General features: G+C 38.9%; 27 protein-coding genes. 21 read left to right on the top strand and 6 right to left on the bottom strand.

Going from position 1 to position 25,839, the window contains the following annotated elements:
- Positions 1 to 39 precede the first annotated feature (39 nt).
- A complete protein-coding gene (gene argS / locus AB986_RS18575; RefSeq protein ID WP_048313118.1) occupies positions 40 to 1,725 on the top strand; it encodes an arginine--tRNA ligase in 1,686 nt (561 codons plus the stop codon).
- Positions 1,726 to 1,764: 39 nt separating this feature from the next.
- On the opposite strand, the gene AB986_RS18570 is transcribed toward argS, so the two are convergent.
- Positions 1,765 to 2,499: a TraR/DksA C4-type zinc finger protein gene (locus AB986_RS18570; RefSeq protein WP_048313117.1), complete on the bottom strand. Its 735-nt coding sequence runs from the start codon at positions 2,497 to 2,499 to the stop codon at positions 1,765 to 1,767.
- A 152-nt stretch (positions 2,500 to 2,651) separates the two neighbouring features.
- Here AB986_RS18570 and AB986_RS18565 point away from each other — a divergent pair, with 152 nt between their 5' ends.
- Positions 2,652 to 3,122 (top strand): hypothetical protein, encoded by a 471-nt coding sequence (locus tag AB986_RS18565; protein ID WP_048313116.1) that lies wholly within the window; start codon positions 2,652 to 2,654, stop codon positions 3,120 to 3,122.
- A gap of 339 nt (positions 3,123 to 3,461) precedes the next feature.
- On the opposite strand, the gene ctaG is transcribed toward AB986_RS18565, so the two are convergent.
- The gene (gene ctaG, locus AB986_RS18560; protein ID WP_053216256.1) at positions 3,462 to 4,367 is read right to left on the bottom strand and encodes a cytochrome c oxidase assembly factor CtaG; all 906 of its coding nucleotides are present in this window, start codon (positions 4,365 to 4,367) and stop codon (positions 3,462 to 3,464) included.
- Between the two features lie 278 nt (positions 4,368 to 4,645).
- Between ctaG and AB986_RS18555 the strand changes: the two genes are divergently transcribed.
- The 11 genes from AB986_RS18555 (at position 4,646) to AB986_RS18515 (ending at position 13,610) form a co-directional block, all read left to right on the top strand.
- The gene (locus tag AB986_RS18555; protein WP_330218554.1) at positions 4,646 to 4,972 is read left to right on the top strand and encodes an ArsR/SmtB family transcription factor; all 327 of its coding nucleotides are present in this window, start codon (positions 4,646 to 4,648) and stop codon (positions 4,970 to 4,972) included.
- 107 nt (positions 4,973 to 5,079) lie between these two features.
- A complete protein-coding gene (locus tag AB986_RS22880; protein WP_269082713.1) occupies positions 5,080 to 5,202 on the top strand; it encodes a hypothetical protein in 123 nt (40 codons plus the stop codon).
- A 32-nt stretch (positions 5,203 to 5,234) separates the two neighbouring features.
- Positions 5,235 to 5,384: a hypothetical protein gene (locus tag AB986_RS22495; RefSeq protein ID WP_161797407.1), complete on the top strand. Its 150-nt coding sequence runs from the start codon at positions 5,235 to 5,237 to the stop codon at positions 5,382 to 5,384.
- Between the two features lie 153 nt (positions 5,385 to 5,537).
- A complete protein-coding gene (locus AB986_RS18550) occupies positions 5,538 to 6,431 on the top strand; it encodes a cation diffusion facilitator family transporter (protein WP_048313113.1) in 894 nt (297 codons plus the stop codon).
- 17 nt (positions 6,432 to 6,448) lie between these two features.
- The gene (locus AB986_RS18545; protein WP_048313112.1) at positions 6,449 to 6,907 is read left to right on the top strand and encodes an NUDIX hydrolase; all 459 of its coding nucleotides are present in this window, start codon (positions 6,449 to 6,451) and stop codon (positions 6,905 to 6,907) included.
- Positions 6,908 to 7,000: 93 nt separating this feature from the next.
- On the top strand, positions 7,001 to 7,318 hold the full coding sequence (locus AB986_RS18540) for an ArsR/SmtB family transcription factor (RefSeq protein WP_048313111.1): 318 nt from the start codon (positions 7,001 to 7,003) through the stop codon (positions 7,316 to 7,318).
- Between the two features lie 190 nt (positions 7,319 to 7,508).
- On the top strand, positions 7,509 to 8,084 hold the full coding sequence (locus AB986_RS18535) for an SCO family protein (protein WP_048313110.1): 576 nt from the start codon (positions 7,509 to 7,511) through the stop codon (positions 8,082 to 8,084).
- 270 nt (positions 8,085 to 8,354) lie between these two features.
- Positions 8,355 to 9,794: an NADP-dependent isocitrate dehydrogenase gene (locus AB986_RS18530; protein ID WP_048313258.1), complete on the top strand. Its 1,440-nt coding sequence runs from the start codon at positions 8,355 to 8,357 to the stop codon at positions 9,792 to 9,794.
- 128 nt (positions 9,795 to 9,922) lie between these two features.
- The gene (locus tag AB986_RS18525; RefSeq protein ID WP_048313109.1) at positions 9,923 to 11,413 is read left to right on the top strand and encodes a spore germination protein; all 1,491 of its coding nucleotides are present in this window, start codon (positions 9,923 to 9,925) and stop codon (positions 11,411 to 11,413) included.
- Between the two features lie 23 nt (positions 11,414 to 11,436).
- Complete coding sequence (locus AB986_RS18520; protein ID WP_236690416.1) at positions 11,437 to 12,531, top strand: GerAB/ArcD/ProY family transporter; 1,095 nt, start codon at positions 11,437 to 11,439, stop codon at positions 12,529 to 12,531.
- Positions 12,528 to 13,610 (top strand): Ger(x)C family spore germination protein, encoded by a 1,083-nt coding sequence (locus AB986_RS18515; protein ID WP_048313107.1) that lies wholly within the window; start codon positions 12,528 to 12,530, stop codon positions 13,608 to 13,610. Before AB986_RS18520 ends, AB986_RS18515 begins: the two co-directional genes overlap by 4 nt.
- A gap of 37 nt (positions 13,611 to 13,647) precedes the next feature.
- Here the strand turns inward: AB986_RS18515 and AB986_RS18510 are convergent, their stop codons facing one another.
- The 3 genes from AB986_RS18510 to AB986_RS18500 form a co-directional block, all read right to left on the bottom strand.
- Positions 13,648 to 14,196: an NADPH-dependent FMN reductase gene (locus AB986_RS18510; protein WP_048313106.1), complete on the bottom strand. Its 549-nt coding sequence runs from the start codon at positions 14,194 to 14,196 to the stop codon at positions 13,648 to 13,650.
- Between the two features lie 124 nt (positions 14,197 to 14,320).
- Positions 14,321 to 14,974 (bottom strand): response regulator transcription factor, encoded by a 654-nt coding sequence (locus tag AB986_RS18505; RefSeq protein ID WP_048313105.1) that lies wholly within the window; start codon positions 14,972 to 14,974, stop codon positions 14,321 to 14,323.
- A gap of 173 nt (positions 14,975 to 15,147) precedes the next feature.
- Positions 15,148 to 16,740 (bottom strand): GAF domain-containing sensor histidine kinase, encoded by a 1,593-nt coding sequence (locus AB986_RS18500; RefSeq protein WP_048313104.1) that lies wholly within the window; start codon positions 16,738 to 16,740, stop codon positions 15,148 to 15,150.
- Positions 16,741 to 16,970: 230 nt separating this feature from the next.
- On the opposite strand from AB986_RS18500, the gene AB986_RS18495 reads away from it, so the two are divergent.
- Positions 16,971 to 17,468, top strand: coding sequence for a universal stress protein (locus tag AB986_RS18495; RefSeq protein WP_084006651.1), 498 nt, complete (start codon positions 16,971 to 16,973; stop codon positions 17,466 to 17,468).
- Between the two features lie 55 nt (positions 17,469 to 17,523).
- Here the strand turns inward: AB986_RS18495 and AB986_RS21280 are convergent, their stop codons facing one another.
- Complete coding sequence (locus AB986_RS21280) at positions 17,524 to 17,883, bottom strand: YuzC family spore coat inner layer protein (RefSeq protein ID WP_053216255.1); 360 nt, start codon at positions 17,881 to 17,883, stop codon at positions 17,524 to 17,526.
- Positions 17,884 to 18,640: 757 nt separating this feature from the next.
- Here AB986_RS21280 and AB986_RS18480 point away from each other — a divergent pair.
- The 7 genes from AB986_RS18480 to AB986_RS18450 all read left to right on the top strand — a co-directional run bounded on the left by AB986_RS18480 (position 18,641) and on the right by AB986_RS18450 (position 25,800).
- A complete protein-coding gene (locus tag AB986_RS18480; RefSeq protein ID WP_048313101.1) occupies positions 18,641 to 20,125 on the top strand; it encodes a hypothetical protein in 1,485 nt (494 codons plus the stop codon).
- 18 nt (positions 20,126 to 20,143) lie between these two features.
- Positions 20,144 to 20,584: a GNAT family N-acetyltransferase gene (locus AB986_RS18475; RefSeq protein ID WP_048313100.1), complete on the top strand. Its 441-nt coding sequence runs from the start codon at positions 20,144 to 20,146 to the stop codon at positions 20,582 to 20,584.
- 134 nt (positions 20,585 to 20,718) lie between these two features.
- The gene (locus AB986_RS18470; RefSeq protein WP_048313256.1) at positions 20,719 to 22,053 is read left to right on the top strand and encodes a sigma-54 interaction domain-containing protein; all 1,335 of its coding nucleotides are present in this window, start codon (positions 20,719 to 20,721) and stop codon (positions 22,051 to 22,053) included.
- Positions 22,054 to 22,290: 237 nt separating this feature from the next.
- Positions 22,291 to 22,983: a CoA transferase subunit A gene (locus AB986_RS18465; protein WP_048313099.1), complete on the top strand. Its 693-nt coding sequence runs from the start codon at positions 22,291 to 22,293 to the stop codon at positions 22,981 to 22,983.
- Between the two features lie 12 nt (positions 22,984 to 22,995).
- Complete coding sequence (locus AB986_RS18460) at positions 22,996 to 23,664, top strand: 3-oxoacid CoA-transferase subunit B (protein ID WP_048313098.1); 669 nt, start codon at positions 22,996 to 22,998, stop codon at positions 23,662 to 23,664.
- 15 nt (positions 23,665 to 23,679) lie between these two features.
- On the top strand, positions 23,680 to 24,999 hold the full coding sequence (locus tag AB986_RS18455) for a GntP family permease (protein WP_048313097.1): 1,320 nt from the start codon (positions 23,680 to 23,682) through the stop codon (positions 24,997 to 24,999).
- Positions 25,000 to 25,020: 21 nt separating this feature from the next.
- Complete coding sequence (locus AB986_RS18450) at positions 25,021 to 25,800, top strand: 3-hydroxybutyrate dehydrogenase (protein ID WP_048313096.1); 780 nt, start codon at positions 25,021 to 25,023, stop codon at positions 25,798 to 25,800.
- The last annotated feature ends 39 nt before the right edge of the window (positions 25,801 to 25,839 follow it).

Below are 25,839 nucleotides of genomic sequence, written 5' to 3'. Positions count from 1 at the left end.
TTTTGTATGATCAGGTTAAATATTTAAGGAGGTCAGGAAGTGAAGTATATAAACTTATTTGCACAAGAATTGTATGCTGCTTGTGATGAGAAGTTAGGTAAGGAAGAAATAGTTCAACGAATAGAAAAGCCGAAGCATGAAGAGCTAGGGGATTATGCATTTCCCTGTTTTGATCTCGCTAGAATGAAACGTGAAACACCTAAAAGAATAGCGGCGAACATAGCATCTCGAATTCATTCTGCACATTTCGAAAAAGTTGAGGCTGTAGGCCCTTACATTAATGTGTTTCTAAAAAAAGAAACAGTAGCTTATGAAGTTGTGAGAAAGATCTTACAAGAGGGGAATCATTACGGAACTTCCAATTTGGGAAAAGGTGGAGCTGTTACAATCGATTTATCATCGCCGAATATTGCAAAGCCCTTCTCTATGGGTCATCTGCGTTCGACTGTTATCGGAAATGCATTAGCTCTTATTCTTGAAAAGAGTGGCTATCGCCCAGTTCGAATTAATCATTTAGGTGATTGGGGAACACAGTTTGGTAAACTCATTACAGCGTATCGTAAATGGGGAAATGAAGCTCAAGTGCGTCAAAATACAATAAAAGAATTGCTTGCCCTCTATATTAAATTTCATGAAGAGGCGGATTTAACTCCATCTCTTCTAGATGATGGACGAAAAGCTTTTAAATCCCTAGAAGAAGGGGATCCAGATGCGGTGGCTTTATGGAAGTGGTTTCGAGAGGAATCTCTTCAAGAGTTCAATCGCATCTATCAATTAATGGGAATCACGTTCGATTCTACAAATGGAGAAGCATTCTACAACGATAAAATGCAGTGTGTTGTAGAGCTTCTTGAAGAGAAAGAGCTTCTTACTGAATCTCAAGGTGCTATGGTAGTAGAGGTTGATGATCACCTCCCACCTTGTTTAATTAAAAAGAAAGACGGGGCAACGCTATACGCTACTCGTGATTTAGCTGCTGCTCTTTACCGTTATGAGACGTATGGCTTCAATCAAGCGCTTTATGTAGTCGGGAATGAACAAAGTCTTCATTTTAAGCAAGTTTTTAAAGTGTTAAAGAAGATGGGCTATGAGTGGGCTGATCAAATGCATCACATTACGTTTGGAATGATGTTAAAAGACGGTAAAAAGATGTCTACTAGAAAAGGAAAAGTCGTTCTACTTGAAGAGGTCTTAAAAGAAGCGATCGCCCTTGCGAAAGAAAATATTAACACAAAGAATCCATTACTGAAAAATAAACAGATTATCGCCGAACAAATAGGCGTCGGCGCTGTCATGTTTCACGACCTAAAAAATGATCGACGAAACGACATTGATTTTTCACTAGAAGACATGCTACGAGTAGAAGGAGAGACTGGTCCTTACGTGCAGTATACAAATGCTCGGGCATGTTCTATTCTTCGTAAAGGTCAATTTCAAAGTGAGAAGAATAGCAGCATAATCGTTGATAAAGAAGCCTGGCCTATTATAACTCGTCTCAATGAATTTCCTATGGCGGTAGATCGAGCAGTGAAAGAATATGACCCATCTCAAGTTGCCAAATATGTGCTTGATCTATCTCGGTCGTTTAACAAATATTATGGTCAAACTCGCATACTGGACGATAAGACACATATGAATGCAAGACTTAAGCTAGTGTCTGCTGTCTCAATTGTCCTTACTGAAGGACTGAGGTTGCTCGGACTGCATGCACCTGAAGAAATGTAGAGAAGAGCCCTGACCATTTATGGTCGGGGCTCACTTTGTTCAAAATTTTAGATCAGTGTCTTCAATCGTTCCGTTATTCACTTGTTCTTCATAGTCATCAAGCTCGGCTTCGTAATGTTCATGAGTTTTGTTTGGAACCACGCCAGTAGGCTTGCCTTCAAGATCAGCGGAAAGGAAAGTTTCGATTTCTTCAACATAACCGTACGGCTCATGAGATTCAATGTACATACTGTCATAACTCATTTGTTGTTCATTGAAATCAGAAGGCGTTTCTGAGGTTCCATACCTAGCCGCTCGTTGCCATGAATCTTCTGCATCAAAAAAATTCGCATCTTTTGTGTCATTTACATATTTACCAAATGGAGGGTTAAGTGTGCTCTCTTCAGCAGGTCTATCGTGCGATGTATTCTGAGAAGGGCTATGTTCAATGCACGTTGATGCTGTTGGAATTGCAACCAGTCTTTCAACAGCGATGTCACCTCCACATACTGAGCAGACACCGTATTTACCACTTCCAATCCTTTGCAGGCCACTAGTTAATTCTGTTAATTCTTGTTTCATATGTTCACTTAAAGAGCTGTCTTTTTCGCGCTCGTATAACTCAGTAGCTGTATCACCTGGATGATTGTCATAATTTGAAAGCTCGCCTGTAGAATGTTGAACAAATGATTGAGAAACGCCAAAATCGTCGTTTGTTTGTAACTCGTGTTTAACTTCATTTATTCGATTCTGGATAATTTTCTTAAAGGACCTAAGTTGATCAGTAGTCAGCACTGGTCGATCTCCTTTCTTTTCATCTTATTTGTAGTATGAGACAAAATGAAAATCACTACTTCTGAAAATAATTCCATGTAGCTCGAATTGGATTCCATAAATATGGAAAAAGTACAACTGAAGGTAAGAAGAGGAGATGCGGTGGTGAAGTAATGAAGAAAATTTATCCGTTTGAGGTTCTGCTTTGGAGTATTGCATTTCCCGGATTCGGACAAATCATTAATAAGATGTACATAAGAGGTGCATTTTTTATTTTGTTAGAATTCGTGATAAATGTTAAATCGAGCTTAAACATGAATATTCTCTATAGTTTTCAGGGAAAGGCAAATGAGGCAGTTCTGGTTACTAACTATGAATGGGCCATGTTCTATCCATGTGTTTATATGTTTGCCATATACGAAAGTTTTCTAAGGGCGATCGAAAAGAGTGGACAAAATCCGCCAGTATTCTTAACTTTGCCTTTCGTGACTGGGGCGTATTTTTCAACTGTAGGCGTAATTTATTCTAATACAATTCCCTATCGTTTTTGGATACCGCCTACATTTATTCCAATATTGGGCATTGCAGTTGGCGTAGCGGTTGGTTTTTTTGTACGATTCATTTTGATTCGCTTTTCTAAATAACCATAGAAAAAGCCGTGAATCGAGCTTCACGGCTTTTGGGTGATGATATGATGTTGATGAATCTAAGGATTGTCGGACTTAAACGGCCACTTCCGCCTTTCGTGATCCAGCTGCAGCGCCCAGCCTCTCGATCGCTTCACCTTACAAAATGAACACAAAGACCGTGTTCTTTTTGTAAGGCTCCAGCGCTTGTCGAGGCTAAACGGGCGCTTCCGCTTTTCGTGATCCAGCTGCAACTCGCAGAAACTGCGATATTTCACTCTTTTACAGGAACACAAAGACCGTGTTCCTATTCAAGAGTTCCAATATCTCCGTTTCTAAACGCTCGTTTCCGCTTTTCTAGATTTCATTAAGTCTGAATTCTGCTGATTGTAGTTCTTCGTCGTCTTTTTGGCGTTCTGTTCTTGCCCATTGGAAGAAGATGTAGCCGAGTGCTGTTCCGTATGATAGTTCTTGGATGATTTTCATGATGATACCGCCTAGTTGCTGATCTTCCATGATGCCGAGCGGTTTGAACTGATCAAAGAGTGCTGGTGAGACAATGGTGCCGTTTGGAACACAATACCCCATTGCATTCGCCCATACTGTTGGGTCTGTGTATGTTGCGTAAAGAGGTGTGGTTGCAAAAATAATTAAGGCACAGGCGGGTGTAAGGAGTACGCCATCTGCAAAGATATATCCTAATTTTTTTACGCCTGATAGTGTATCATATTCAGGTACAGGACAAACAAGTGGCCACCACATTGCAAATGCTGAGATGACAAGGGCTACTTTGTAAATATCCTGCGCTGTGTAATTGACCATTAAATAATCAAAAATTTCGGGAATATGATAGAAAGAGAACAATCCATTAAACAATAGTAATGAAATGATCGGGAAAGTGAAAAATTTAACTAGTTTATGAACAATTGTAATGTTCAATAGCGGGCGAATTAGCCACGCTGGCGTTCCAACAATCATAAGTGGTGGAGCGATTAGATACACAAGAGCCATTTCTGTCATGTGAATACTAAGTAATAAATGCCCCATTAACGACAAAGGCCCACCAAAACCTATGTAAAAGATGAATACACCTATTAAGAAAAAGAGTTTCTTATAAACAGGAAAAGGTGCTGAATTTTTAAATTTACTTTTTAAAGGTCCTGTAAGGAGTAAATATAAACCAGCAATAATGATGGCTATTGCTAAAATCACGGGACTCCAAAGAGCAGCGAATGAAAATGTGCTCGTTAATTGTTCCCACATAAGGAACACCTCCATATATCTTCATAATACCTGACAGTAAATGAGTAACGTTTACATCATACCATATGACACTTAACCTTCCTATCACGTATAAAGGAAGGACAACTATTTCTATTGTATGAAGGATTGTCTTCTAACTCAAGCAACCTTAATAAGAAAGTGTGAAGGAATAGTGACACAGGGTGGTTATAGTGTTGACAATAAGACCAGGTTTTACATACAATGACAGCAGACTTATATGAATAAGTGTTCATATAATAATGTGGAGGGGAAGCATATTGGATAATGAGAGACCAAATTTGACCGAGGACGATACGGAACTTGATGAGGAAACGCTTTTTATTGTTTCTCAAACGTTTAAAGCACTTGGTGACCCCACACGGATTCGAATACTAAATTTACTTGCTGAACGAGAATGTGCTGTTAGTGAGATTTCCGACAAATTACATTTATCTCAGTCGACGGTATCACATCAGCTTAGATTTCTTAAAAATCTACGATTGGTTAAATTTAGAAGAGCTGGTACAAGCATTTATTATTCCCCAGACGATCAACACGTAATGGCACTACTACATCAGGCAATTCATCACGCTTGTCATGACTAAGGTTTGGATTAATATGATAGAATCGTCCAGAAACGTTCAATAAGTTTATCTTCAAAAGTATGAAAGATCATTATAATTGGGGGTAAGACTGAAAGGGGATTTGCTTCGTGTTAACTAAAATCAAGCAGCATAAAACGGAATCCGCCGTTATTTTTCTAGCATTTATTCTGCCTTTTATAACCATGGTTGTGATTGGGGCATTCTCTATTTATTTATCGTACAATGGTTAATTGATACTGTAAGGAAAGGTGGACAAGCTATTATGGATATCGGTTCAATCCTTGTTTTTATGTCGACTTTGCTCTTTTTTGTGGTGTTTGGCTTATTTGGATTCTTTCTTTATATGATGAAAAGAAAAGAACGGCTAAATGAACAAAATGAGCAGGGAGAGCTAAAACGAGATGAGAAATAAGAATACACGTCTTCTTATCCTCTTACTTGTACTAAGTGCGGTGTGGGGAATTATTTACTGGGTATGGGCGTTTAATGGATAAGGTGCCTTTTCGTGACATCGAAAAGGCTTTTTCTAATGAGAATGAAGGCTAACTACAAAGGAGATCATTCAATGGGACATCATCATGAGCATAATCATTCCGTTAAAAATATTCGTACAGCCTTCTTTTTAAATTTCGGATTCACAATCATAGAAATTATTGGAGGATTATTGACGAACAGTATGGCGATTCTATCTGATGCGCTTCATGATCTTGGGGATTCTCTATCACTGGGGATTTCTTGGTATTTGCAGAAGAAATCGGATCGAAAAGGGGAAGATAACAATTTTACGTTTGGGTATAAACGCTTTTCTTTACTAGGGGCGCTGATCAATAGCATTATTCTAATAGTTGGATCGCTATTTATCCTAACCCAGGCGGTCCCGCGTCTACTGAATCCTCAACCAATTGAAGCAGGTGGAATGTTAATACTTGCTATTCTTGGTATTGCCGTGAATGGAATGGCGGTACTTAGGCTTCAAAGGGGAAAATCGATGAACGAAAAAGTTGTCACATGGCATCTACTAGAAGATGTCCTTGGATGGGTTGCAGTTCTCGTTGTGAGTATCGTATTACTGTTTAAAGATATACCAATTCTCGACCCCATTTTATCCATCATGATTACAGTGTACGTACTGTATAATGTAATTCGTAATCTAAAGAAAACACTCAGGATTTTTCTAGAAGCTGTACCAGATGATATTGATTTCAAAGAAGTGAAGACGAAGATAGCATCTCTTTCGGGTATCAGATCAACTCACCATACACACCTATGGTCACTCGATGGTGAACAAAATGCGCTAAGTACTCATATTGTTGTGGAGAACTCACTATCTAGAACAGAGGTTATTTCAATTAAACAACAAATCCAAGAATTTGTAGAAGAACTTAACTTACAACATTTAACCATACAAGTAGACTACGAAGATGAAACATGTTGCATGGATGATCAAGCTGAAAAGTAACTTCATGAGGAGGAAATATGGACTATATTAAAGACATTCGAGGTTTAGTTGGTAGTCGCCCTCTAATTTTACCTGGTGTTGCGATTCTTCTATTTGATGAAAATAATCAACAGCTTCTGCTGCAAATGCGAACCGATAATAAACTTTGGGGTCTAACCGGTGGTTTTATGGAGCCAGGAGAAGCATTTGAAGAAACGGCCATTCGAGAAACATATGAAGAGCTCGGAGTCTCAATAAATAACCTTTCATTCAAAGAAATTCTTTCAGGTGAGAAGCTCTACTATCAATACCCAAATGGCGATGAGGTATATAGTGTAATTGCTGTATACTCAGCGAATTGTGAGAATAGGGACTTTAATCTCGATGACGAAGAAGTTTCTAAAGTGCAGTTTTTTAATTTAGATGAGCTTCCTAAGAACATTAACCCTAATCATAAGACAGTATTACAGGCTTTAGGTTATTTACATCACGATTAGTAGGATTCATTTATTGACAGGAATTCTGAATTTGGATAATATACTACTAAGGTTATGTGTTTAAACTTTTGAACAGAATAGGAGCTTTCTGATATGAATCAGGAAAGTGGGCATCATGAAGCAATTCAACTTTTTCGTAAGAGTACACCTATCTTTCAAGCGCTCGGCGATACGTATCGACAGGATATTATTATGGTATTAAGCGAGCATGATAGCTTAAGTGTCAATGAAATTACAGAGCGGTCGACTTTGTCTCGTCCTGCAATTTCCCATCACTTAAAGATCTTACGAGAAGTTGGTTTGGTTTCTGTTGAGAAAAAAGGTACAACAAGGTTCTACTCTCTTCAATTAGAAGATGGTGTAACGACCTTAAAGAAACTGTTAGACAAAGTAGAAGAAACCTGCTTCTAGGTCTTGATCGTTACGAAAACAGTTCGTCGTATGCAAGACGAGAAATAGAGCAGGGCCTGAATCATTTTGGTTCAGGCTTTTATCGTTCAAGAAATGCTCATATCCATTCAGGGATTCATATGGTAACTTTTGTACTTTTAAGATATGGTAAATGGAGAACATTATTATTTATCCAGTGGAGGTTACTGTAATGAAGAAACGCTTACTATTACTAACCGGATTATTGAGTGTGCTTGTTATTATAGCAGCATGTGGAAAAGATGTGCCGGATGATCTTGATTGGCAGGTAGAAGATTTTACATACACTGATCATACAGGTAGCGAATTTGGGATGAGTGATTTGGAAGGAGACGTTTGGGTCGCGGACTTTATTTTCACCAACTGTGAAACGGTTTGTCCACCTATGACAGCGAATATGTCTCAGCTACAGGATAAGCTTAAGAACGAAGATGTCAATGTAGAGTTTGTCTCTTTTTCAGTTGATCCTGAACGCGATACACCAGAGGAATTAGTAACTTTCTCAGAAAAGTTCAATGCTGATCTTTCTAATTGGCATTTTCTAACTGGTTATAGTGGAGATGAAATTCAGGAGTTTGCTGATAACAGTTTTCAAACACTTGCATTACCCGATCCTAACTCGGATCAGTTTACACATGGGACATCTTTCTACCTTGTTAATAAAGATGGGGTTGTAGTAAAAAAATATTCTGGTGACACTAACGTTCCTTATGAAGAAATCGTTAACGATGTGAAAGCACTACAGTAGAGAGATCAGCCCTATAAGAAGGGCTGATTTTTCTGTTAAGTAGACTGAAAAGGAAAATCGTTAGATTCTCTGTTAAATTGACAAAAAAGAACAGGATTTCTATAATAATCTTTGGAAAGCGATAACAAAATGTTGGTTTATCCTACTAATATGGGGTTAGTTGCTCCAATGGCAGGGGATATTGCTATCGTAGAAAAAGGTAATGGCTCACTAGGAGCTTACCTGCTTTTTCGATGTGTCCTTATAGACCAGAGAGAAGGAGAGAAGATCATGGCAGAAAAGCGTCAAATTACAGTAGCGACCGGAGACGGAATTGGTCCAGAAATTATGGAAGCTACATTGCATATTTTAGAACAGGCCGGTGCTAAAATCGAGCCGGAATTTATCGATGTAGGGGAGAAAGTGTACCTAACAGGGAACTCCACGGGTATTCCTCAGGAAGCGTGGGATTCACTCCGTCGCACAAAAGTACTTTTGAAAGCACCCATTACAACACCACAAGGGGGCGGCTACAAGAGCTTGAACGTAACGATTCGTACTGCAATGGGTCTTTATGCAAACGTTCGTCCATGCGTATCCTATCATCCGGTTATTGAGAATAAACATCCAGATATGGATCTTGTCATTGTTCGAGAGAATGAGGAAGATCTTTATTCCGGAATTGAGCACCAGCAAACGCCTGACGTGGTTCAGAGTTTGAAACTTATTTCTCGCCCAGGATCTGAGCGTATTATTCGTCACGCTTTTGAGTATGCGAGACAGAACAATCGTAAGAAAGTATCATGTCTTGTTAAAGACAACATAATGAAATTAAGTGATGGCCTTTTCCACCAGGTCTTTAAAGAAATTGCTGCCGAATATCCTGACATTGAATCCAATAGTTATATCGTTGATATTGGAATGGCGAGAATTGCTGATTCTCCAGAAGAATTCGATGTAATCGTTACATTGAATTTGTATGGCGATATCGCGTCGGATATTGCAGCACAAATTGCAGGAAGTGTTGGGCTAGCTGGATCTGCTAATATTGGCGATGAAATTGCGATGTTTGAAGCGATTCACGGAAGTGCTCCTGATATAGCAGGTAAAGGAATTGCGAACCCATCAGGACTTTTACATGGTGCAATTATGATGCTTGTACATATTGGCCAGCCTGAAGCAGCAGAGAAAATTCATAATGCCTGGTTGAAAACAATTGAAGACGGTATGTTGACAGGTGATATGGCGAAGGGGAAAGAAGCTGTTGGAACGAAAGAGTTCGCTCATGCGGTCGTTGAGAGACTTGGACAATCCCCTTCAACTCTTGAACCAGTCACATATAGTAAGGAACCAATGGAGGAAGCTGAGAAAAATATTCGTCCGAATTACATTCCAGAGCGTGAACTTGATGGCACAGATGTGTTTCTATTCAACAACACGTTAACAATTGATGAAATCGCAGAGAAGCTAGAGCGAGCAGCAGGAAGCAATCATGAATTCGTCATGATGACGAACCGTGGTGTGAAAGTATATCCGAACGGTTTCTCAGAAACGTTTCTATCTGATCACTGGCGCTGTCGTTTCCAACCAGTTGAAGGTGTGAAAGAAACACAAACTGAGATTAGAGAATTATTAACACGTATCGAATCTGAAGATCTAGACTGGATAAAAATCGAGAATTTGTATCGTTTTGACGGTAAGATCGCCTACTCATTAGCACAAGGACAATAAAGCAGTTAGCACGCCAATTGTGGCGTGCTTTTTTTGTTGTTTTTTTATAACTCAGTCAGTCTAACAGGATAAATTGGGGAATCTTGCAAACACTACAAAAAGAATTTCAGATTGTGTGGTGAAAGGCTTTGTTTCGATGGTTTAAGAAAACTCAATCTCCAGATAAATTGAAAAACTTACCGGAATTAATCAAGAACTTGAAAGATTCTGGTGATTTTTTGCACTTTGAGAGTAAACAACATGGTAGTTCTTTCTTTCTTTATTATTTTAAAACGCTTGTTCATGAAACGCCTCTCAATGAACATATTTTGCGATATCTTTCTCGGGAGCCTTTAACTAGTCTAAAAGAGGTTAAAGATAAAATTCCAATTACAGGAATCATTATTACAGAAGATTTGAAAACCATATGTGAAAAAGTAATGACTGGCTATGTTATTGTTCGATTGCATGACAACTCAGTTGAATGTGCTTTAATACCTTGTCAGGTGAAGAAAGCACGCTCTGTTTCACAACCTGAAGTTGAATTTACTGTTGTAGGTTCAAAAGAGGCTTTTGTAGAATCCTTGGATACAAATATCCACCTCGTCAGAAAGCGATTGCCGGTACATGAGTTAAAAGCATTTGAATTAACGCTCGGTAAGCTAACAAATACCAAGGTTGTTGTGATGTATTTAGATGGCGTTGCGAACGAAGAAAATGTAAATACTGTAAAACAGCGTCTCAAAGATATCCACGTTGATCAAGTTGTGGATAGTTCTGTTATTATGCAGCTTATTTCAGATAATCGTAATTCTCCTTTTCCACAACTTGTCGATACCGAACGACCAGATCGAGTAGTATCCGTTCTATGCGAGGGGAAAGTCGTTATCCTATCAGATGGCTCTCCACAAGCTTTAATTGGTCCTACAACGCTTGTCGAATTCTTTTCTGCTTTTGAAGATTATTTTGTCAATTGGATTGTAGCGTCAACGTCAAGGCTGATTCGTCTTTTCGCTGTTCTCTTTTCTATTCTTGTTACGCCAATTTATGTTGCAACCTTAACTTACCATTATGAGCTCATTCCAAGCGATTTGCTTAGTACATTGGTCAGCTCAAGACAGCGAATTCCTCTCCCACCTATACTAGAAGCTATTTTTCTAGAGCTATCAATTGAATTATTAAGAGAAGCGGGAGCGCGTCTTCCTACAAAGGTAGGTCAAACCATTGGTATTGTTGGAGGTATTGTAATTGGGACGGCATCAGTAGAGGCGGGACTTACAAGTAACGTTCTTCTTATTATTGTGGCGCTTTCCGCATTAGCATCCTTTACAACTCCTGTTTATCGAATGAGTAATACAATACGACTTACACGATTCCCTTTTCTCATATTCGCTCATTTATGGGGTCTGCTTGGGATTACCATTTGTTTTAGCTTTCTTATTGTTCATTTACTTAAATTAAAATCGCTTGGTCGCCCGTTTCTTGAGCCAATCTATCCATTAAGAGTACAAGATCTAAAAGACGCGATTATAAGGTTACCCCTAAGTTTTCAGAGCACAAGGCCAATTCAGTTACAAACAGAAGATACAAGAAGGTTTAATAGAAGAACTCAGAAAGAGAAGAACGATTTCCATGAATAATGAGTGAAAGGAGATGCTCTACATTGTCAGGACCGGTTGTGAAAGATCAATATAAAGTATCTCCATTCTTAGTTTTTTATCTAGTTCACTCTGTTCAAGTAGGTGTCGGTGTAATGGGATTTCAGCGGATCAGCGCAAGTACAGCTGGAAATGATGCTTGGATCTCTGTTTTTGGAGCTGGTCTCAGTTTACATATTATCATTTTTCTCATATATAAAATTCTTAACAAAGAAAAAGGAGATATCATATCCCTACACAAGAACCTTTTTGGTAAGTGGATCGGGGGATTACTAAGCTGGATCGTCATCGTTTATTTTGTTGCAATGAGTATTACCGTGCTTAGAACGTATATCGAGGTTATTCAAGTGTGGATGTTTCCAGATTTAAACAAGTGGCTTTTTGGAGGAGTGTTTCTACTTCTAACTTATTATTGTTTGTCAGGTGGGTTTCGCGTAGTTGCAGGTATATCGTTCTTTGGCGTGGTTCTACCTTTTTATCTAGTTTTGACAATGCTTTTTCCAGTATTTTATGGCCATTTTCAAGACCTCCTTCCTATTTTCAACCACTCTGTTAAAGAAATATACGAAGGAGTAAAAGGAGCATCCCTTTCTTTTTTAGGATTTACTACGCTCTTTTTATACTATCCATTTATTAAAGAACCGGAAAAATCTCATCGCTGGGCACAGGGGGGGCATTTATTAACAACCATTATGTATACAGTTCTCATGATTGTAACGATTGCCTATTTTAGTACAGCTCAACTAGAAAAAACGATTTGGGCGACGTTAACTACTTGGAAAATTGCTGAGATGCCATTTGTGCAACGGTTTGAATACATTGGGATTGCTTCCTGGGCATTGGTTATTCTTCCTAATCTCTGTATTACCGTATGGGCAGGAGGAAGAGGGATAAGGAGGCTATTGAAGGTCAGTCAAAAGTCCGTAACCATCCCGTTGTTATTTCTCATTTTAGTATTGAGTAGTCTTTTTGCGAAACGTGAAAACATTGATCTATTAAACGAATACACAAGCAAGGTGGGTTTCTATTTTGTGTATATATATGTCCCTCTTCTATTTGTTATACAGTACGTCAAAAGTAAAGTGGTGAAAGCGAAATGAGGCGTTCATTCAATTTGTTTCTTATTATCCTTTTACTAACTGGATGTGTACAGCAGAGTATTCTTGATGATATCCAAATGGTTACCATAATCGGATATGATCTACCGGATGAAGATAAAGAAGATGGTCTTATCAAAGGAATAGCTGTAGCACCGCAATATCTTGCGGATGGGAAAATTGAAAATAATGTGTTTGTTGAGACCGCTAAGCTAAGTAAGGAAATAAGAAGTCAGTACAATTCTAAATCCCCAAAACCGATTGTAAGCGGAAAGCTTGAAGTCGCAATGTTCAGTCGAGAAATTGCCGAAACAGAGGGTGTCACTGGATTGGTTGATACACTACACAGAGATCCTTCTATTGGCTCAAGGGTGTTTCTTGGCATTGCAAATGGAGACACAGAAGAATTACTTAGTACAAATTACGGTAATGTGGACACGGGTACCTATTTTCAAGATATTCTAAAACACAATAGCAAGCATGGGATGTTACCAGAAACAAATCTTCATAGCTTTCTTTACTCGTATTACTCAGAAGGAAGTGATCCATTTCTTCCAATACTTGATCGAGATGGTGATAAGGTTAAAATCACAGGCATTGGATTATTAGATGGAGGTAAAATGGTTAGTGAATTAGATGCTGATAACTTATTTACATTTAAGATACTACAAGAAAAGTTTAGCAGTAACGATTCGTTTTCTGTAAACCTTGATCAAGATAAATATGCAGCGATTTACAATATTGCTTCAAAGCGAAAAATTGAGTATAACAGTCGTGAAGCGAACAAAATTAAAATAAGGGGGAGTATCTTAGGTGTCATCAAAGAGTACTCAGGTAAAGCTTTAACACCTGAGGCACTCAAAGAAATTGAGGAAACAATGGAAAAAGATATTGAAAAGCGAGGCACTAAGATGATTCAGTCTTTTCAGGAGTTGGGAATAGATCCTATAAGCCTTGGTAACGCGGTGCGCAGTAAAACCAGAGGCGAGTTTGACAGAAAAAAATGGATTGATGAATACAAGAATATGGACATTTCCTTTGATATGAATGTGAAAATAACAGAATCAGGTATTATTGAATAAATTAATGAAAGGCATCCATGTTGGATGCCTTTCAACATTATTTAATTTCAATATGATGTTCAAGCGTCTTTGTTAGTGAAACAAACTCTTCGACGACAACAGTTAATCGTTCTTTCGCCTTATCATCAATCATGTACCCTTTGTCATCGAAGCATGTTGGATCTGCGCAGAATTGATCGGGAAGAACTAGAGCGTAAAGTCCACGCATAACGGTTCTCATATTATTCAACGCATTAATTCCACCTTTTCCGCCGCCTCCAACAGATGCTAAGACAGTAGGTTTATGCTTAAAGTGACTACCACCTAAGAAATCAAGAGCATTCTTGAGAGCACCGCTCATCCCGTTATGGTATTCAGGTGAACAGATTACGAAAGCATCTGCCTTTGTAGCATGATTTACTAAGCGCTGCACTTCTGGATGGTTAAGATCTTCTTTTCTGCCTTTAAAAAGCGGAAGATCATGAAATCCAGCATCAAATGTCAGCACCTCAATTCCTTTTTCGTCTAATTGATCTGTAATCGTATTCGTTAAATTCCGAGTCATTGATTTCTCTCTAGGACTCCCATTCATTACTAGTACTTTCACAATGAAACTCCTCTCTAACCATTTATTATTTTGAATTAAGATTCTGATAATCTATTACTAGTATATGTGAAATCTGTACATACTAAATCGTCTGAAGGTACGAATATAATCTCATACTTTAGTCTTATGCTTCTTCACCAAACCAGTGCTCTTTAGTTGCTAGTAGTGCTGCTTGAGTTCGATCATGGACATCCAACTTGGAGAGTATACTACTTACATGCGTTTTAACGGTTTTTTCTGTTATATAAAGAGTAGAAGCAATTTCTTTATTGCTTTTGCCAAGAGTGATTTCTCTTAATACATCTCTCTCCCTCTTTGTAAGTGTTTCGAAACGAGGCTCCTTTTCATCCTTTTTAGTTTCTGTCATATGTGACATTAACTGATCAGTAGCCAGTGGATGAAGGTGTCTCTTGCCACTGTATGCGGCACGAATGGTATAAATAAGTTCGTCAGGGTCGATGTCTTTCAATTGATACCCTTCTGCACCTGCTCTTATAGCAGGGAGGACGTGATCTTGATCAGAAAAGCTAGTTAAAATAATGATTTTCATACCTGGGTATTTCTGTTTCAGTTGTTTAGTTGCTTCAATTCCGTCCATTTCTGGCATAATTAAATCCATTAAAACAACATCTGGTTGTAGCTGTTTTGCGAGTGTCACGGCTTCTAACCCAGTTGATGCTTCTCCAACGATTTCAATATCCGGTTGTGATTGCAAAAATAACCTTAATCCTTTTCGAACCAAAAGGTGGTCGTCTGCGAGAAGAAGTTTCATTCTCATCTTGTCTCCTCTTTATATTAGTCTGTGTTCGTAGACGTTGTTGGTATAAGTTTAAAAGTATTCTTTTTTGAAAAACCACTCTTAGCTGATTGGAGCGGAAGGAGGCTCACCGCCCGCCCCGCGGAAAGCGAGCATCCTGGAGCGGAAATACACCACAAAAGAGAGCCTTCTATTTATAATGGAAGAACAACTTTAATTTTCGTGCCTTTATTTACGTCACTCTTGATAGACAAACTGCCTCCAAGCACATCTGCTCGTTCTCTCATCCCTTTTAATCCAAGTGTGTAATCACCAAGCGTTCCATGGTTAAACCCTCGACCTTTGTCTTCAATAGTTAGTGATGCATTTTGATCATCAATATTTAGGAAGAGACTCACTTCTTTCACACGTGCGTGCTTTTGAACGTTGTTAAGAGATTCCTGTCCAATGCGAAAGAGTGCTTCTTCAATCGGTCCTGGTAGCATCTTCAGTCCAGTGATGTGACAGGTCGGCTTGAGATCTAGCCCCATTGCATATGTTTCCAGAGATGTCATGATTCCTGCTTCTATACCTACTGGACGAAGTTGCCAGATTAACGTTTTCATATCACGCATAGCTTCCTGGGACATTTGCTGAATATCCTTAAGGGCATCTCGCAAGATTGGATTGTTCTCCTGCAAGTCACGTGCTCCTCTTGCTGTCATTGAAAGAGAGAAAAGTTTTTGACTCACAGAGTCATGTAAATCTCTCGCTAATCTATTTCGTTCTTCTGAGATCATTAATTCCTGTCTCTTTTCGTTAATTCTAGAATGTTCAATAGCAAGAGCAGTGTGATCAGCGATGGCTTTTAACACGTCCCCATCGCTCTGATCAAAGTCTGTTTTCTTATCGCTTAAAGCAAAGAGAATACCTACATGGTTATTTCGGATAGACACATTTCTAGCAATAATAACCTGAGATTGTTTGAAGAAAGATAATTGATTTCTTTTTAAAAGTATAGGCTTCTCAAATTGAATAGCATCGATCAATTCTGTGAAATCCTCACTTCCAAACAACTGCTCAACTTTTTGTAAACGACCTTCTGAATAAAAAGAGTGAAGAAAGATCTGATTCTCTTCTTCCGTGCAATACCCCACAATCGGCCATTCAAAGGAAATAGCCGTTCGTTCTACTATACCGTTGATGATGTCCACACCTTGTTCGCGCTTCCACAATTCTCTTGTTAATGTTTCAAGCTTTGCATATTGCTCAGCTCGTTTCTGCTCGTTTTGAAACAACTTTGTACGCTTAATGGCTGTACCAATTTGGTATGCAACCGATTCAAGTAATGTTAATTCTTCTTCATTGAAGTTCTCTTTACCAGGAGATCCTACATTTAATAGTCCAAAAGTTTCGCCTGCTGCCGTTAATGGAACGGTTGCATGGTGAGTAAGGCCTTCTGTATCCCCGAGGTCGTTCTTTACTGCGTCTTCAAGTCGTTTGCATTCGATAATATTAAAAGCTTGATGTAATTTGCCATCCCAGTACTTATTTAAACACCAGCATGTACCCGTACACATCGGACTCTTATTGTTCATAGAAAGAGCTTGTGGTAGTCGGATGTCTGCGGTACAAGTGAAATCATACTTCCCGTCAGATAGAAAGATCCACCCGGTTTGAAGTCCTATTACATCTAGAAGTTCTTCAAGAACGGATTGGAGCATAGGCTGTAAATCGCTTGAACGGTTTAATGTTTCTGCGATGGTTTTTAAAGTCAATAACTCACGTTCATGTTGCTGATCGTCCACATACCATTCCCCCAATATTCAAACAAATCAACCGAATTCATTATACTATAAACACGGTTGTACTCTAAATGCCTATTAATACATGTAGAAATGAAGTGAATTTCATTTTGTTACTGGATAATGTATGTATTGTAAAAATTGTATCGATATGAATACGTTTTCAATTATTCTGTTATTCTAATCTTGTAACTGGGTACATCACTATTAATTCAAACTTTGAGGAGGAAGAGATGATGTACAGTAAAATCGTAGTGGCATATGATCGTTCGGAAGATAGTGAGAAGGCGCTTCAACAAGCTGTTAAGCTGGCAGAATTAAACCATGCTTCGATTCATTTGGTGCACGTCTCAAAGGAGTCAAATAAATTTACGACTCAGCCTGAAACTCGAATTCCTTATGGAACAGGAAGTATTGGTAATGAAGGTCATGCGGGTGTTCCGTCTCCTGTTCAAGAATCAGGAAGTGACGGTGTTCTCATTGAAAAGAGTAAGGGCGAAGCATTATTAAGAGAAGTGAAAGAAACTCTGTATCATATGGGTGTAAATGTTCAGTCAGAGGTGAGGGTGGGAGATCCAGCTAAAGAGATTGTTGACCATGCTGTAATGACAGAAGCTGATTTAATTGTAATTGGGAGTAGGGGTCTGAGTGGTATGAAAAAATGGATGCTGGGTAGTGTTAGTCAGAAAGTAGCGCAGCAGTCTCCTTGTCCTGTCTTAATTGTGAAATAGTATCAAAAGCCCGGTGTGTTAATACCCGGGCTTTTTTGATGCACAAATGCTTATATTACCAACAGAGTTTGACCGTTACTTCACTACAGTTATCCTCGTTTCCAGCTGTAAGGTCAATTCGAATCGCATCAGGAGTGAAAGCGGTATGAAAGGATGATGTCACGCCAGCACTCCTGATAAGCATTTCCAAATGCGAATGATCATTTTTCTGAGCTGCATCTTTTAACTCATGCGCAAAGTTAGTGTCTCTTTGAACTTTCTCAAGAAGTATCTGTGCTTCGTTCATGAGTTGACAAGAGGTATGGGCAGACCTTTGAAAGCGAGTTACTTCTACAGGTGGATAACGTAAAAACGGATAGACGTGAGGGTAAGGATAATAGGGAACCCAATTAAGCCTGTATTGTTCGTTATACATCTTTGATCCTCCCCAAAACATGATACTATTACCGTATGGATTTCGCTTTGAAAAGTGTATACAAAAGGATGATTTGAGAAATCCAATTCAAACAGGTTACAATAGTATGGAAGCCGTTTTTTGAAGGGGTAGGGCCATTTGAAGAAGTATATTATTTTTACCATTAGCTTAATTTGTTTTTATTTTATTGTTAATTTGCTTATGAGTGCTCTCGTAAATACAGCATTTCAGTCTGGATGGTTGGGAGCATGGAGCAAAGGACAACAGTTGACCGAAAGCTTAACCTTTGGTCTTCTATACAATCCTATTGATTTAATCAGTTTAGTAATCTCATTTGTTGTAAGTATATTTGTTACATCCAAAGTCAAAGTCTCTTAAACCATGTCTAATACATGGTTTTTTTATTTGGCTCTTTTCTAAAAGATTGTTGCTTTTGAAACAATTATTGAAAAAACCACACTTAGTGATTGGAGCGGAAGGAGGCTCACCGCCCGCCCCGTGGAAAGCGAGCATCCTGGAGCGGAAATTAACCCACTCATATTCAACAATGTATATGAAAAGAATCTTTCTAAAAGATTATTGCTTTTGAAATAATTATTGAAAAACCACACTTCTTATTGGAGCGGAAATCACCCCCCCCACTTAAAGCGAAAATGAAGAGCCTTTTGTTTAAACATTTTGATCTGGCAATCCTTTACTCATTAATTGAAAGAATAGTATGATAAGTTTGCGTGGAATATATGTAAAGGAGAATGGGATGAAAGATACTAAACGTAAGAAAATAGGTATGAAGCTTATACCTGTTCTACTTCTGTTCGGGGCGTTTCTTGTTTATCTTAATTGGAGTCAAAATAGTGAACCAACCTTTGAGATTAATAAGGAGTTCAACGAAGTACAAAGTGAAACTAAAGTATTCGAACAAATCTCGCAAGAACTTACTGGCTCATTTATGCCTATAGAATATCAACTTTTTCAAGATGTGGATCTAGAGAAAGTATTAGTGAAAGAAAGACGGACACTAGAAATAGAAAAGGTATGGATGCAGGATCATTACCTTCACATGATTTACAGTGTAGATTTGCTTCCAGAGGATCAGAACGAAAAGGATATACCACAACTTACTTTTAATGAACTTTCTCTGCATTCTAAAGAGAACTCTATCTCAATGAACGTTAACAAATTATCGAATAGGGGACCGAATACGATTCCGCAAAGTTATGTGTATAAGCACAAACTATACAGAGGAATTGCGATTAACATGGTAGACTCTGAAGAAGCATATGACGAATTTCAACAAGTATACGAATGGAACAACGTTGATTACATAACGCTAGTGAATCCTGAAATGGTTCGAGACTCTGGAAGAGGAGAGGCACTGGATTCTATTTCTTTCGACACATCGTTCAACCCACAATTTGATCAGACGCTTGAAGCATTCGAACTAAATAAGACAACGAATTTGGACAATGGCCTTCAAGTAAAGTGGAAGGATTTGGTGTTTAGAATGCATCATCTTAACCTTTCATTTCAGCTTGAGAAAACAGATGAAAACTTGCAAGGTATAACACTTGATACAGTTTCAAATGGAAAGGTGATGAGCGAAGGATATTATCCAGTAATGAAGAAGGACAATCATTACGAAGTGAGTTTACCTACATTCGAGAGTACTCCTGACACCTTTCAAGTTCAGGTGCGTGCATTAGATTTCATCGATCGTAATGAACCACTCTCCTATACAATTAATAGTGAAATGATTAACAGGGGACTTGCGTTGTCCAAAGGAGATAAGCTAGATGTGTTGGAAGAGCTAGGAACAAGAAATGGAATGACCGTATCATATGCTGGTTTATCCAATGCATTACCTGGCTATGAAGTAGATGAAGGACCGAGCGATGTGTTAGGCATAGGCATTCAACTTGAAGACATTCCCGGAGACCGGTTTCAGATGTGGTTTAACATGGTAACTGAAGAGATGCAGAACTTAAAGTACAATAAAACGGAGTCTCAATCAAATTCAGAAGGTTACTATAATGTAGGACCGCTTATTGAAATCAGCAATGAGAATGGGGAGCTAGCAGAATCATATGGCAGTTCATCTGAGACGATGCCAGATAAAGAGATTCAAGAATTCCATGTAAAGAAAGAATTCTTTAAGCGTTCGAGTGAAGTAACAGTGAAGCTGAGTCAGTTTCCTATTCATAAGAAAGTAAGTGGTAGCAAAATGACATTTAATCTTCGATAAGAGGAGGTGATTGTGTTCATGATTATAGAAGAAACAGAGAATTATCCATATGAACTTCTTCTTGAAGCAGATCCGTCTATTCATAAGATTAGAGAATATGTTCAAAAAGGAAAATGCTTTATAGCAGTCGATCAAGAAGTGGTGGGTGTCTATATCTTAGTGACACACACCTCTAATAAAGCAGAAATAATGAACATTGCTGTCAAAGAGGAGGAAAGAGGAAGGGGACTAGGAAAACAGCTTATTCAAGATGCTTTACAGCGTGCAAAAGAGATGGGTGTGACTTCAGTAGAAATCGGCACAGGTAATTCGAGCATAGCTCAACTTGCTTTATATCAAAAATGTGGCTTTAGAATATGCGGTATTGTCCAAGGTTTCTTTGACGATTATCCTGAGCCAATTGTGGAGGACGGCATTCGCTGCCGAGATATGATTCGTCTATCTTATCAAGTTAGCTAATGTGGAGGCTGCCGGTTTATACTCGGCAGTTTTTTTAGTCTAAATCAGCAATCTAAGAGAGTGATACAATAGAAGATAGAACTACTAAAGGAGTGGCTGAGGTGAACCCCGGTGAACTTACAAAAAAAAGCAGAATGCTAGAAACGATAATTGATAATGCTTACGAATGGCTAGTTGTCGTTAACAAAGATGGCATGATTGATTATATGAATAAAACATATTGTGAATTTCTTGAGGTTGATCGTGAAACGGTAGTAGGAAGACATGTGACAGATGTAATAGAGAATACCCGTATGCATATCGTTGCTAGAAGTGGAAACATGGAGCTTGCTGATTTACAGTACATTCGCGGCAATTATATGATTGCAAACCGAGTTCCCATTTACCAAGACGACGAAATAATAGGAGCAGTAGGGACTGTTATTTTTCGTGATACTGAACAATGGAAACAGATGAATACGCATATCAAGGTTCTTCTATCTGAATTAGAATATTATCGAAGTGGATCCTCAAAGGAAAATGGTGCTAGCTATTCACTTTATGACATTGTGGGAACCTCTGAGCCGATAAGAAGTCTTAAAGAAAAGGTAAAGCAAGTTGCGAGCGGAAACGTCTCCGTTCTTATTCGTGGAGAAAGCGGAACTGGCAAAGAGTTATTTGCCCATAGCATTCATCAGCTTAGTGAACGTAGCAATCGTCCATTTATCAAGGTGAATTGCGGGGCCATACCTGATCAGTTACTTGAGTCTGAGCTGTTTGGATATGAAGAAGGAGCTTTTACTGGAGCAAAAAAAGGTGGGAAACTCGGGAAGTTTGAGCTAGCGGATAAAGGTACGATATTTCTTGATGAAATTGGTGATATGCCAGCAAATATGCAGGTGAAACTCTTACGTGTATTACAGGATCGAGAGGTAGAGCGAGTCGGTAGCCTGCGAACTAAAAAAGTGGACGTAAGAATTATTGCTGCAACCAATCGTCCTTTAGAGGCAATGGTAGAAGAACGGAGATTCCGAGAAGATCTATTCTATCGCATCAATGTAATTCAATTATTTATTCCTGCATTAAGGGAGCGGGTGCAAGATGTGAAGCCATTAGCAGAATCATTCGTTAGAAAGATTTCTGCGAAGGCTGGCAAGCGTGTCATTGGTATTGAAGATAATGCAATGCAATTACTTCTTCAACACAATTGGCCAGGAAATGCCCGTGAACTTGAAAATGCTCTTGAAGCATCTGTTCATTTAACCCGAACAGAAACAGTTGATGTTGCTTCTCTTCCTGATTACTTAAAGGAGAACGAAGGACTTGTTACAGGTAATCGTAAGCTTAAGGATATAGTAGAAAAAGCAGAATGTGAAGCGATACGTAAAACCCTTATCCAATGTGAGAATGATAAACTTGCTGCTGCAAAAATTCTTGGTATTGGAAAAACAAGCTTATACGATAAAATCAATAAGTATGATTTGGTTTAGATTTTTCCAGAAAACCGGAATTCATTCCGTTTTTCTGGAATTTTTGTTTTTATAGGTTAATGAATTGAGAAGTTACTTGTGACTTTCGTATATATAATGCGTTTATTCCGGAAAATCGGAATTCGATAATGGTTTTTTTTATCGCAGGTTAAGTAAACGCTTACATTTTAGTGAACTTTCACTAATTGGCATGGAACTTGCATCATATGTAAGAGAAGACGAAAAGGAGTTGTGAATATGAAAAGACAATTTATGAATGGATATGATGCGGTAAAAGATATCGCAGACGGATCAACCATAATGGTTGGTGGATTTGGATTAGTTGGGATACCGGAACAAATGATTCTAGGCTTAGTTGAGTCAGGCGTTAAAGGACTAACAGTAATATCTAATAATTGTGGTGTGGATGATTGGGGACTTGGTCTTCTACTTAAAAATCATCAAATAACTAAAATGATTGGATCTTACGTTGGAGAAAATAAAGAGTTTGAGCGTCAGGTACTATCAGGCGAACTTGAGGTGGAATTAACGCCACAAGGAACCCTTGCTGAACGAATTCGTGCAGGTGGTGCGGGCATACCAGCATTTTATACGCCAGCAGGAGTTGGCACACCGGTGGCTGAGGGTAAAGAGACAAGAGTATTTGATGGAAAGGAATATGTGTTAGAAAAAGGGTTGAAAGCAGACTATAGCCTCATCAGAGCGCTGAAAGCAGATGAAATGGGGAACTTGATTTACAACAAAACGGCACGTAATTTTAATCCAATGATTGCTGCAGCTGGTAAGGTTACTTTAGTAGAAGTCGAGCAAATAGTACCGACTGGCATGATCGAACCAGACCAAATACATACGCCTGGTATTTATGTACAGGGACTACTTGAAGCAGTACAAGAAAAACGTATCGAACGAAGAACCGTTCGTGAGGGATAGGGGAGATATAGAATGAAAGGAATTAAAAGCAACGTAAGAGAACGAATCGCTAGAAGAGCTGAACAAGAAATTGAGAGCGGTTACTATGTCAATCTCGGTATTGGAATGCCCACTCTAGTAGCGAATTATATTTCTGAAGATAAAGTTGTGGTGCTTCAATCAGAGAATGGGTTACTTGGCATTGGTGAATATCCAGCTGAAGATGAAGTTGAACCTGATCTTATTAATGCAGGTAAAGAAACGGTAACAGCAATAAAAGGAGCTTCTTACTTTAATAGCGCCGAATCGTTCGGAATGATTCGCGGAGGGCATATTGACCTTGCCATCCTTGGAGGAATGGAAGTTTCTAGCCAAGGAGATCTCGCGAATTGGATGATCCCCGGTAAGATGATTAAAGGTATGGGGGGAGCGATGGATCTAGTACATGGAGCCCAAAAAATTACGGTGATTATGGATCACGTTAACAAGGATGGGGCTCCAAAGATTGTTAACGGGTGTTCGCTACCATTAACTGGAAAAGGCGTCGTTAATCGTATTATTACTGATCGTGCTGTGCTAGATGTAACAAATGAAGGCTTAGTTGTTAGAGAAATAGCAAATGGATTTACGTTAGAAGAGGTTAAGAATTCAACAGAACCAGACATAATTGTTTCAGCATCAATTCGCTATGATGCGTATTAATAAGGGGGAAAAGTCATGTTAAGTATGATTGGTTTAATTGGCGGACTACTACTTCTCATCTATCTCACGATGAAGGGTATGAATCTACTTGTAGCAGGACCGCTATGCGCAATTGTGGTAGCTTTACTAAGTGGATTACCACTTTTTCCACAGCTTGTAGAAGAGGGAATGCCGAACTATGTTGGTAACTATATGGGAGGATTTTCAGGATTTGTTGCAGCATGGTTTCCAATGTTCCTACTCGGTGCTATTTTTGGAAAGGTAATGGAGGATAGTGGTGCAGCTGACAGCGTTTCGAAATGGGTTGTGGAGAAGCTTGGATTAAAGCAAGCCGTTCTCGCGATCGTCCTTGCCTGTGCGATCTTAACTTACGGCGGTGTTAGTCTCTTTGTTGTTGCCTTTTCGGTATATCCAATGGCAGTGAGTTTATTTAAACAAGCAGATCTACCACGAAGGTTTATTCCAGCAACGCTTGCATTTGGTTCTGTTACGTTCACTATGACATCTGCAGGCTCACCTGAGATTCAAAACTGGATTCCGATCGAATATTTAAATACGAGTCCATATGCAGGTTGGGAAGTGAGCTTAATTGTTGCACTATTCATGGCTTTGTTCGGCTACTGGTGGCTGAAACGAATGATTACAAAAGCGGTTGCTAAAGGAGAACGGTTTGAAGGACGAAAGGAAGATCCAGAAATTGAAAATCGTCCACTGCCACATCCTTTGCTTGGTCTTGTACCACTTGTGATTGTCTTAATTATTTCATTTATTTTCCACGATGACTTAAAGCAATCTGCGCTTATTATCGCATTGCTAGGCGGTATACTATCGACGTATTTATTAAACCGGAAATACTTTGCGAACTTTGGCCGTGCTGTTTCGGATGGCACACTCGGTGCATTAATTGCAATTGGTAATACGGCTGCAGTTGTTGGCTTTGGTGGCGTTGCTAAAGCAGTTCCTGCATTTGAAACAGCTGTTAATTTCATGACAGGTATCCCAGGAAGCCCATTAATTGGAGGGGCAATTGCTGTAAGTGTGATTGCAGGATTAACAGGATCTGCATCAGGTGGTCAGGTCATTGCTTTACCAATTCTTGCACCTCATTATATTGATGCAGGTGTGAATGCAGAGGCATTGCATCGAACGATTGCGATTTCTTCTGGTGCACTCGACTCTCTACCTCATAATGGTTATGTAGTTACAACGATCCGAGCTATTTGTGGAGAAACGCATCAAGATGCATATGGAGCAGTAGGAGCATTAACCGTCATAGTTCCTCTAATAGGACTTGCTCTAGCTATTGTATTATTCAGTCTTGGACTCGGAATCTAATAGAATGGAGGTTGAAGAATTTTGTTAGTTGAGAATAAGGTAGTTGTGATTACTGGGGCAGCAAGTGGAATCGGTAAAGAGCTAGCCGCTGTTTTTGCGGAAAATGGGGCTCAGGTTATTCTAAGCGACTTAGATGAAGATAAAGTAAAGCAGGCTGCATACGAAATGAATGAAAAAGGTGCAGATACGATTGGTATCCGCTGTGATGTTACAAGCGAAAAAGAAGTGGAAGAGTTAGTCAATCAAACACTCAATCACTACAATCGAATCGACGTATTCATTAATAATGCAGGGCTTCAACATGTTTCAGAAATTGAATTTTTTCCAATAGAGAAATTCGAGCTGCTAACAAAGGTAATGCTGGTTGCTCCTTTCATAGCAACCAAACTAGTATTTCCAGTTATGAAAAAACAAAAGTTTGGTAGGATCATAAACATGGCATCAATCAACGGGCTTGTTGGCTTTTCTGGTAAAGCAGCTTACAACAGTGCGAAGCATGGTGTCATTGGATTAACAAAAGTAGCAGCACTAGAAGGAGCAGAGCATGGTATAACTGTGAATGCAGTATGCCCTGGATATGTTGATACGCCACTCGTACGTGGGCAACTTGAAGACCTTGCATCAACGAGAGATGTTCCACTTGAAAAGGTACTAGAAGAAGTGATTTATCCACTTGTACCACAAAAAAGGTTACTGTCAGTTCAAGAAATAGCAGATTATACGATGTTTTTAGCGAGTGATAAAGCTAAAGGTGTAACTGGTCAGGCAGTTGTAATTGATGGAGGGTATACAGCACAATAAACTTGTAAACGCTTTCCTTTTATTTGTAAAATAGAGAGG

Origin of the sequence: Guptibacillus hwajinpoensis (genome assembly GCF_001039475.1) — a bacterium.
Classification (GTDB): Bacteria; Bacillota; Bacilli; order Bacillales; family Guptibacillaceae; genus Guptibacillus; species Guptibacillus hwajinpoensis.
Note: the sequence above shows the minus strand (reverse complement) of the source record. Positions and strands in the feature narration are given on the sequence as shown.

Excerpts from the sequence above, each read along its gene's own strand:
- AB986_RS18565 (WP_048313116.1), top strand. The coding sequence starts at position 2,652 with ATGAAGAAAATTTATCCGTTTGAGGTTCTGCTTTGGAGTATTGCATTT.
- ctaG (WP_053216256.1), bottom strand. The coding sequence starts at position 4,367 with ATGTGGGAACAATTAACGAGCACATTTTCATTCGCTGCTCTTTGGAGT.
- AB986_RS22495 (WP_161797407.1), top strand. The coding sequence starts at position 5,235 with ATGGATATCGGTTCAATCCTTGTTTTTATGTCGACTTTGCTCTTTTTT.
- AB986_RS18550 (WP_048313113.1), top strand. The coding sequence starts at position 5,538 with ATGGGACATCATCATGAGCATAATCATTCCGTTAAAAATATTCGTACA.
- AB986_RS18545 (WP_048313112.1), top strand. The coding sequence starts at position 6,449 with ATGGACTATATTAAAGACATTCGAGGTTTAGTTGGTAGTCGCCCTCTA.
- AB986_RS18540 (WP_048313111.1), top strand. The coding sequence starts at position 7,001 with ATGAATCAGGAAAGTGGGCATCATGAAGCAATTCAACTTTTTCGTAAG.
- AB986_RS18535 (WP_048313110.1), top strand. The coding sequence starts at position 7,509 with ATGAAGAAACGCTTACTATTACTAACCGGATTATTGAGTGTGCTTGTT.
- AB986_RS18530 (WP_048313258.1), top strand. The coding sequence starts at position 8,355 with ATGGCAGAAAAGCGTCAAATTACAGTAGCGACCGGAGACGGAATTGGT.
- AB986_RS18515 (WP_048313107.1), top strand. The coding sequence starts at position 12,528 with ATGAGGCGTTCATTCAATTTGTTTCTTATTATCCTTTTACTAACTGGA.
- AB986_RS18505 (WP_048313105.1), bottom strand. The coding sequence starts at position 14,974 with ATGAGAATGAAACTTCTTCTCGCAGACGACCACCTTTTGGTTCGAAAA.
- AB986_RS18495 (WP_084006651.1), top strand. The coding sequence starts at position 16,971 with ATGATGTACAGTAAAATCGTAGTGGCATATGATCGTTCGGAAGATAGT.
- AB986_RS21280 (WP_053216255.1), bottom strand. The coding sequence starts at position 17,883 with ATGTATAACGAACAATACAGGCTTAATTGGGTTCCCTATTATCCTTAC.
- AB986_RS18480 (WP_048313101.1), top strand. The coding sequence starts at position 18,641 with ATGAAAGATACTAAACGTAAGAAAATAGGTATGAAGCTTATACCTGTT.
- AB986_RS18475 (WP_048313100.1), top strand. The coding sequence starts at position 20,144 with ATGATTATAGAAGAAACAGAGAATTATCCATATGAACTTCTTCTTGAA.
- AB986_RS18470 (WP_048313256.1), top strand. The coding sequence starts at position 20,719 with ATGCTAGAAACGATAATTGATAATGCTTACGAATGGCTAGTTGTCGTT.
- AB986_RS18465 (WP_048313099.1), top strand. The coding sequence starts at position 22,291 with ATGAAAAGACAATTTATGAATGGATATGATGCGGTAAAAGATATCGCA.
- AB986_RS18460 (WP_048313098.1), top strand. The coding sequence starts at position 22,996 with ATGAAAGGAATTAAAAGCAACGTAAGAGAACGAATCGCTAGAAGAGCT.
- AB986_RS18455 (WP_048313097.1), top strand. The coding sequence starts at position 23,680 with ATGTTAAGTATGATTGGTTTAATTGGCGGACTACTACTTCTCATCTAT.